The organism is Streptomyces sp. NTH33, assembly GCF_003236365.1.
Lineage (GTDB): Bacteria > Actinomycetota > Actinomycetes > Streptomycetales > Streptomycetaceae > Streptomyces.
Genome location: NZ_POTZ01000339.1, coordinates 1 through 7,633, shown reverse-complemented (window position 1 = coordinate 7,633; position 7,633 = coordinate 1). Strand labels below are relative to the sequence as shown.

General features: G+C 71.3%; 6 protein-coding genes. 2 read left to right on the top strand and 4 right to left on the bottom strand.

The genetic code is table 11. The annotated features are described in order from the left end of the window. On the bottom strand, positions 1-1,077 hold a 1,077-nt coding region (locus tag C1I97_RS26460; RefSeq protein WP_111005673.1), incomplete at its 3' end, for a TadA family conjugal transfer-associated ATPase. Positions 1,078-1,163: 86 nt separating this feature from the next. Then, entirely contained in the window at positions 1,164-2,267 is a 1,104-nt protein-coding gene (gene ssd, locus C1I97_RS26455) for a septum site-determining protein Ssd (RefSeq protein WP_111005672.1), read from the bottom strand. 581 nt (positions 2,268-2,848) lie between these two features. Here ssd and C1I97_RS26450 point away from each other — a divergent pair. Next, positions 2,849-3,682 (top strand): HAD family hydrolase, encoded by an 834-nt coding sequence (locus C1I97_RS26450; RefSeq protein WP_111005671.1) that lies wholly within the window; start codon positions 2,849-2,851, stop codon positions 3,680-3,682. A 388-nt stretch (positions 3,683-4,070) separates the two neighbouring features. Here C1I97_RS26450 and C1I97_RS26445 read toward each other — a convergent pair whose 3' ends face one another. Further along, the gene (locus C1I97_RS26445) at positions 4,071-4,934 is read right to left on the bottom strand and encodes a Fic family protein (RefSeq protein WP_111005670.1); all 864 of its coding nucleotides are present in this window, start codon (positions 4,932-4,934) and stop codon (positions 4,071-4,073) included. Between the two features lie 100 nt (positions 4,935-5,034). Between C1I97_RS26445 and C1I97_RS26440 the strand changes: the two genes are divergently transcribed. Further along, on the top strand, positions 5,035-6,015 hold the full coding sequence (locus tag C1I97_RS26440) for a nucleotide-binding protein (RefSeq protein WP_111005669.1): 981 nt from the start codon (positions 5,035-5,037) through the stop codon (positions 6,013-6,015). Positions 6,016-6,021: 6 nt separating this feature from the next. Here C1I97_RS26440 and C1I97_RS26435 read toward each other — a convergent pair whose 3' ends face one another. Continuing rightward, on the bottom strand, positions 6,022-7,284 hold the full coding sequence (locus C1I97_RS26435) for a hypothetical protein (RefSeq protein ID WP_111005668.1): 1,263 nt from the start codon (positions 7,282-7,284) through the stop codon (positions 6,022-6,024). Between the last annotated feature and the right edge of the window lie 349 nt (positions 7,285-7,633).

Here is a 7,633-nt window from a genome sequence, read left to right as displayed (position 1 = left end):
CCGCAGCGCCGGCACGGTCCGCACCAGCCCCGACGCGTCCCGCTCCAGCACCCGCACCTCGTCGATCCGCCGCCGCCCGGAGCGGTCCCGCACAAGGTGCAGCACCACCGACAGCGCGGCCGCCAACTGGCTGTGCAGCGCGGCCCGGTCCAGCCCGGCGGCGGTGCCCAGCGCCTCCAGCCGGGCGGGGACGTCCGCTGCCGCGTTGGCGTGCACCGTGCAGCAGCCGCCCTCGTGACCCGTGTTGAGCGCGGCCAGCAGATGGACCACCTCGCCGCCGCGCACCTCCCCCACGACCAGCCGGTCCGGCCGCATCCGCAGCGCCTGCCGCACCAGGTCCTCGAGAGTCACCAGGCCCGCGCCCTCCTGGTTGGCGGGTCTGGTCTCCAGGCGGACGACATGCGGATGGTCGGGCCGCAGCTCCGCGGAGTCCTCGGCGAGCACGAGCCGCTCGCCCGGACCGGCCAGCCCGAGCAGCGCGCTGAGCAGAGTGGTCTTGCCGGTGCCGGTCCCGCCGCTGATGAGGAAGGACAGGCGCGCCCGGATCAGCGCCCGCAGCACGCGGTCGCCGCCCGGCGGCACCGTGCCCGCCGCGACCAGTTCGTCCAGCGTGAACGCGCGCGGCCGTACGACCCGCAGGGACAGGCAGGTGCAGCCGACCGCGACCGGGGGCAGGACCGCGTGCAGCCGGGTTCCGTCGGGCAGCCGGGCGTCCACCCACGGCCGGGCGTCGTCCAGCCGGCGCCCCGCCACGGCGGCCAGGCGCTGCGCGAGGCGTCGTACGGCCGCCGCGTCGGGGAAGGCGACGGCGGCCCGCTCCAGTCCGCGCCCCCGGTCCACCCACACCCGGTCCGGGGCCGACACCAGGACGTCGGTCACCGACGGGTCGGCGAGCAGCGGCTCCAGCGGGCCGCTGCCGATCAGCTCGGAGCGCAACTGCTCGGCCGCCCCGAGCACTTCGGCGTCCCCGAGCACCCGGCCCTGCTCGCGCAGGGCCTGCGCCACCCGCGCGGGCGTCGGTTCGGCCCCGCTCTCGGCGAGCCACTGCCGTACGCCGTCCAGCAACTGGGCAGGCATCCGGGGTCCGTTGACAGGCCCCTGCTCCCGGGGCGCGCCCGCCGAGGGGGTCCGTTCGCCCGTCCGCCGTTGTCCGGAGACCGCCCTCATGCGGCGGCCGCCTCGATCAGCGCCCGCTCCCAGAAGGCGGCGCAGAACCGGGCGAGCGGCCCGCGCGCCACCGCACCGGGCGGTGTCCCGCCCTCGCCGGGCCGTCGCAGTGCCGGCTCCACGGGCACCTCGCCCGCCAGCGGCAGACCGAGCAGCCGGGCCACCTCGCGGTCGTCGAGGCCGGGCGCGTAGGGCCCCCGTACCGCCACCCGCAGATCGCGCAGGACCATGCCGACCGCGGAGGCCACACGCGCGGCGGCCGCCACGGCGCGCAGTTCGGCGGGGACCACGAGCAGGGCGAGGTCGAGCTGGGCGAGGGCCTCGGCGACGCCCTCGTCCACGCGGCGGGGCAGGTCGACGACCACGGCGCCGCCGCGTCGCCGGGCGGCGGCCAACACCGCCCGGACGGCCTGCGGCGGCACGGCGACGCAGTCGCCGCGGTCCCAGCTGAGCACGCGCAGCGAGTGCAGTTCGGGCAGCGACTCCTCCAGGGCTCCGCCGCCGACCCTCCCGCGCGAAGCGGCGAACGCCGGCCAGCGCAGCCCCTCGGCCGTCTCCCCGCCGAGCAGGACGTCGAGCCCGCCGCCCAGGGGATCGGCGTCCACGAGCAGGGTGCGCAGGCCCTCCCGCGCGGAGGTGACGGCGAGCGCGCAGGCCAGCGTGGACGCCCCCGCTCCGCCGCGGCCGCCGATGACGCCCACGGTGAGTGCGGGCCGGCCGACACCCTCGGCGACGTCGGCGATGCGGTCGACCAGCCACTGTTCGCCGTCGGGCAGCACCAGCACGTGGTCGGCGCCGATCTCGACCGCGCGCCGCCAGATCCCGGAGTCGTCCTGGTCACGGCCGACCAGCACCACTCCGCGCCGGCGCGGGGCTCCACGTACCCGCCGGGCGGCGTCGTCGCCGACCAGCACCAGCGGTGCGCCCTCCCAGCCGCTCCGGTGCTCGGGCACCCCGTGATGGACCTCGGGGGTGGCGCCGGCCGCCGCGCACAGGCGCAGCAGGTCGTCGAGGAGCTCGGCGTCCTCGGTGACGATCAGCGGTCTGCCCTGCCGTCCTGAAGTGCCGGGCGGTGGATCGTGTGTGACGGTTCCGGACACGGATCGGTCCCCCTTCGCTGCTTCCTGCGCGCGGCCCCTGCGGCCCCGCGAATCCCAAACGTGTGAAGAACCGGCAACCGGCCTTCATACGGAGGCCGTTACGAACCGGCCATACGCGCCCGGCAATCGGAACCGGCCATGAACTCGCCGCGAGAGCTGCGCGTCGGAATCACGGTGCAGCGATCCGGGAAATCGTGTGGATCTTGGTCGAAAACTGTGGACGACTCGATGGTTGTGAATATCGCCTTCACCCATACCGGTGACCCGCGTACTGACTCCCGTAAGACTCCCGCAGAGCAGCGCCACAACTACGGACCGTGACGAATCATGAGAGTGACGGCGAACGCCGCACAGCGCGGTCCGGACGGCGGGGCAACCGCGGTTCGAAGGGGGAAAACCCACCCGGACATGCGACGACCCCCGCCGGGGGGGAGAGCGGGGGTCGTCTCCACGGCCGACTCGGGGGGGGAGGAGTCGGACCGGGTTAGCACGGTCGCGAACGATCCGTGACTTCCATGGTGTACCCGAGAGCCCTCTCAGGCAAACCCACACGCCCACCTTACGCCGAATGGGCTGCCCCTATGCTCGGGGGCGTGGAAAACCACTCCTTGCCCCGCACAGCGGCCTTCTTCGATCTGGACAAGACGGTCATTGCGAAGTCGAGCACGCTCACCTTCAGCAAGTCCTTCTACCAAGGCGGTCTGATCAACCGCAGGGCCGTGTTGCGCACCGCTTACGCCCAGTTCGTCTTCCTCGCCGGCGGCGCCGACCACGACCAGATGGAGCGCATGCGCAAGTACCTGTCCGCGCTGTGCCGCGGCTGGAACGTGCGGCAGGTCAAGGAGATCGTCGCCGAGACGCTCCACGACCTGATCGATCCGATCATCTACGACGAGGCCGCGTCCCTCATCGAGGAGCACCACACCGCCGGACGCGACGTGGTCATCGTGTCCACGTCGGGCGCCGAGGTGGTCGAGCCGATCGGCGAGCTGCTGGGAGCGGACCGCGTGATGGCCACCCGGATGGTGGTGGGCGAGGACGGCTGCTTCACCGGCGAGGTGGAGTACTACGCCTACGGCCCGACGAAGGCGGAGGCGATCCGTGAGCTGGCCGCGTCCGAGGGGTACGACCTGACCCGCTGCTACGCCTACAGCGACTCGGTGACCGACCTGCCGATGCTGGAGTCGGTCGGCCGGCCGCACGCCGTGAACCCGGACCGGGCGCTGCGCCGGGAGGCCGTTGCGCGCGGGTGGCCGATTCTCGACTTCCACCGGCCGGTGCGGCTCAAGCAGCGGCTGCCCGCCTTCTCCGTACCGCCGCGTCCGGCTCTGGTCGCCGCGGCGGCCATAGGCGCGGCGGCGGCCACCGCGGGGCTCGTCTGGTACGCGAACCGGCGTCGGGGCGCGGTGGCCTGAGCCGTCGCGGCCGTTGTTTCACCGCCGGGAAATCCCGCGCCACACCGCCGCCCGTTCAGGCCATACAGATCCCATTTGAACGTAAAAGTAAAGAAGTGCAGCCAGGGGTTCCGCTTGCTCCCTGCTTGCAGTACAAAGGACTCAAGGCCCGCGCGACCAAAGGACATCCGAAAGGATCACCTTTAAGACGCAATTTGGCCCACGGACCGAGCATGAACACCGGGCACCCACGCGACGTCGACCCGTCGATTACGGGCCAGCCGCACCAGGTGACGGGCGAAGTTCCCGACCTGATGGGCGACACATCGAGGACGCTTGGTAACTCGGTGCTCATGCCAGCGGCGGTACGAGTCCTCGTACCGCCGCAACCCTGTGTCCGGGCCCGCCGTCAGGCCGCCCCGCGCTGCAGCGCCTCGCACACCGCCGTCGACTCGCGCGCGCCCAGTTCCACTGCCCTGGCGCAGTGGGCGATCCAGGCCGCCATGCCCTCCGGGGTGCCGGACACATAACCGTCGAAGGCGGCCAGGTAGGCCGCGCGGCCCAGTTCGGCGTGGCCCACCTCGGCGGGGCAGACCGACTTGGGGTCGAGGCCGCTGCCGACCAGGACGATGCGCTCGGCCGCCCGCGCGACCAGTCCGTTGCGGGAGACGAAGGGGCGCAGCGCCAGCAGCTCGCCGTGCACGACGGCCGCCGTCACCAGGGCAGGCGCGGAGCTGCCCGCGATGATCAGTTCCGACAGGCCCTCCAGACGCCCGGAGACCTCGTCCGCGCTCGGCAGCGCCGACTCGACCAGCGGCTCGTCGACGCCTTCGCCCTCCTGGCGGGGCCGCCCGACGGCGTCCTCCCGGCCCGCGGCGGCCACCAGGTGCAGCCGGGCCAGAACGCGCAGGGGCGACTGCCGCCAGACGGACAGCAGCTGGCCGGCCTCGGCGGTCAGGCGAAGGGCGGCACCCACCACCCGGGCCTCGTCGTCGCCGCTGAAATCGGTACGCCGGCGCACCTCCTCCAGGGCCCAATCCGCACCGGACAGCGCCGCGGAGCCGCGTGCGCCGCGCAGCGCCGCCTCGGAGGTGATCTCATTGCTCCGGCGCCGCATGACCCGGTGCCCGTAGACCCGGTCCACGGCCTTGCGCACGGACTCCACGGACTCGGCCACACCGGGCAGCGCACCCAGTGCCGCAAGGGGGTCCGCCTTGCTCGAGCTCGTTCGAGAGCTTGGGGGAGGATCGGCGGTCGCGCCTGTCGTACTCATGAGTACGACCCTACGCACCCGAGCGGCACACTCCCCGAAGGAGTGGTATTCCTCACGCGAACCGCCACGTAAAGCCATCACCGCACTACGCTCCGTGAACATGAAAATTGCTTTCGTCGGGAAGGGCGGCAGCGGCAAGACCACCCTGTCCTCCCTGTTCATCCGCCATCTCGCGGCCTCGGGCGCGCCCGTCGTCGCGATCGACGCCGACATCAACCAGCATCTGGGGGCCGCGCTCGGACTGGAGGAGGCACAGATCGCCGCGCTGCCGGCGATGGGCGGCCGGCTTCCACTGATCAAGGACTATCTGCGCGGCACCAACCCGCGCATCGCCTCCGCCGAGACGATGATCAAGACGACCCCGCCGGGCGAGGGCTCGCGCCTGCTGCGCCTGAGCGAGGACAACCCGCTGTACGACGCCTGCGCCCGCCCGGTGGAACTCGACGGCGGAGCCGTGCGTTTGATGGTCACCGGCCCCTTCACGGACGCCGACCTGGGGGTCGCCTGCTACCACTCCAAGACCGGAGCGGTGGAGCTGTTCCTGAACCACCTGGTGGACGGCCGCGACGAGTACGCGGTGGTCGACATGACGGCGGGCTCGGACTCCTTCGCCTCCGGGATGTTCACCCGCTTCGACATCACGTTCCTCGTCGCCGAGCCGACCCGGAAGGGGGTATCCGTCTACCGCCAGTACAAGGAGTACGCCCGCGACTTCGGCGTCGTGCTGAAGGTCGTGGGCAACAAGGTCCAGGGACAGGACGACCTCGACTTCCTGCGCGCTGAGGTCGGGGACGACCTGCTCGTGACCGTCGGGCACTCGGACTGGGTGCGCGCCATGGAGAAGGGCCGGCCGCCCCGGTTCGAGTTCCTGGAGGACGCCAACCGCCGCGCCCTGCGCCTGCTCCAGGTCGCCGCCGACGCCACGTACGAGCTGCGTGACTGGGACCGCTACACCCGGCAGATGGTGCACTTCCACCTGAAGAACGCCGCCTCGTGGGGGAACGAGCGGACCGGGGCCGACCTGGCGGCCCAGGTCGACCCCGGCTTCGTCCTCGGCGAGAGTGTCACCGCCCCGGCGTGAGCACCGCTACGGTCTGGGCGCCCCGGGTACGCCCCTGGGGGCCGGGACCGGCCGGGCCGAGAGGAAGGACGCCCAGCCCTGTCCGGGCGTCTCGCCGACCTCCAGCGTGCGCAGCTTCGCGAGGGTCCGCGGGTCCTGGGCGTCCAGCCAGTCGGCCAACTGACGGAAGGAGACGCAGCGCACCTCGGGCTTGTTGCACACCTCCTTCACGACCTGCTCGACGGCGCGCATGTAGGTGCCGCCGTTCCAGGACTCGAAGTGGTTGCCGATGATCAGCGGGGCACGGTTGCCGTCGTAGGCCCGGGAGAAGCCCTTGAGCAGGCCGTCGCGCATTTGGGCGCCCCAGTAGTCGAACTTGCCGGGGTCGCCCTGGGTCTGCGTACCGGACTGGTTGACCATGAAGTTGTAGTCCATGGTCAGCTGCTCGAAGGTGTGCCCGGGGAAGGGCACCAGCTGCATCGACAGGTCCCGCAGGCCCTCGCGCTTCTTGGGCCACACCTGGTTGTTGACACCGCTGCTGTCGTAGCGGAAGCCCAACTGGCCCGCCGCCTTCACGAAGTTCTCCTGACCCTCCAGGCAAGGGGTGCGGGCGCCGATGAGCTCCTTGTCGTAGTCGAAGGGCAGCGGGGCCGCGTCCTTCATGCCGGTATTGGTCTTCCAGGTCTTCACGAACTGCTTGGCCTGGGCGATCTCGCTCTTCCACTCCTCGACCGACCACTGGCCGACCCCGCCGTCCGGGCCGCAGAAATGGCCGTTGAAGTGCGTGCCGATCTCATTGCCCTCCAGCCACGCCAGACGGGCCTGCTTGACCGTGTCGGCGATGCCCTTCTCGTCGTTGAAGCCGATCTCGGAGCTGCCGGGGGCGTGCTGCGGGGGTTGGTACAGGCCGCGCTTCTCCTTTGGCAGCAGGTAGACGCCGCTGAGGAAGTACGTCATGGTCGCGCGGTTCTCCTTGGCGACCTTGCGGAAGTGCGAGAACAGCTTCTGGCTGTCCTCGCCCGCCCCGTCCCAGGAGAACACGACGAACTGCGGGGGCCTCTCACCGGGCTTGAGCCGCTCCGGCCTCGGCAGGTACGGCTGGGCCCCGGTGTACGCGGTGGACCCGTCGCCGATCAGACGGGCGGCACTTCCGGGCGCCGGCGCGCCCTTGCGCGGAGCGCCGTGCGTGCCCTGTCCGGACACCTCGGGACCGCTCGCACAGCCGGCGAGCGACGAGGCGCAGGCCGCGGCGACGGCGACGCCCACGGCGATCCTCTGGGTGGCGGCCATGTCCCGCCCACCTTCTTCCTTCTCTCGTCCAACGCCGAGACGGCGTGTGCTGGTGATGCGCCGGACATGCCGACGGCGCCGCCAAGGTCGCATAAACCGAAGGATGAATTAATACGACAAGCCGACGAAAAGCCCACTTCACCCATCAAGGTGATTCGATCCTCCATTTGCACCGAAAAACAACAAACATCTTTTACTCGGCATTACGATTGCTTTACTCAGCGTTGAATCTTCCGTTCCCCGTTGAGCCAGTCGACAGTTCCGCGACCGCACCATTCGAGGAGACGGGAAACATGCCTGTCCGCGTCCCCGCCCACACCGCGAACTCCCCCCGCACCAAACGCTTCCA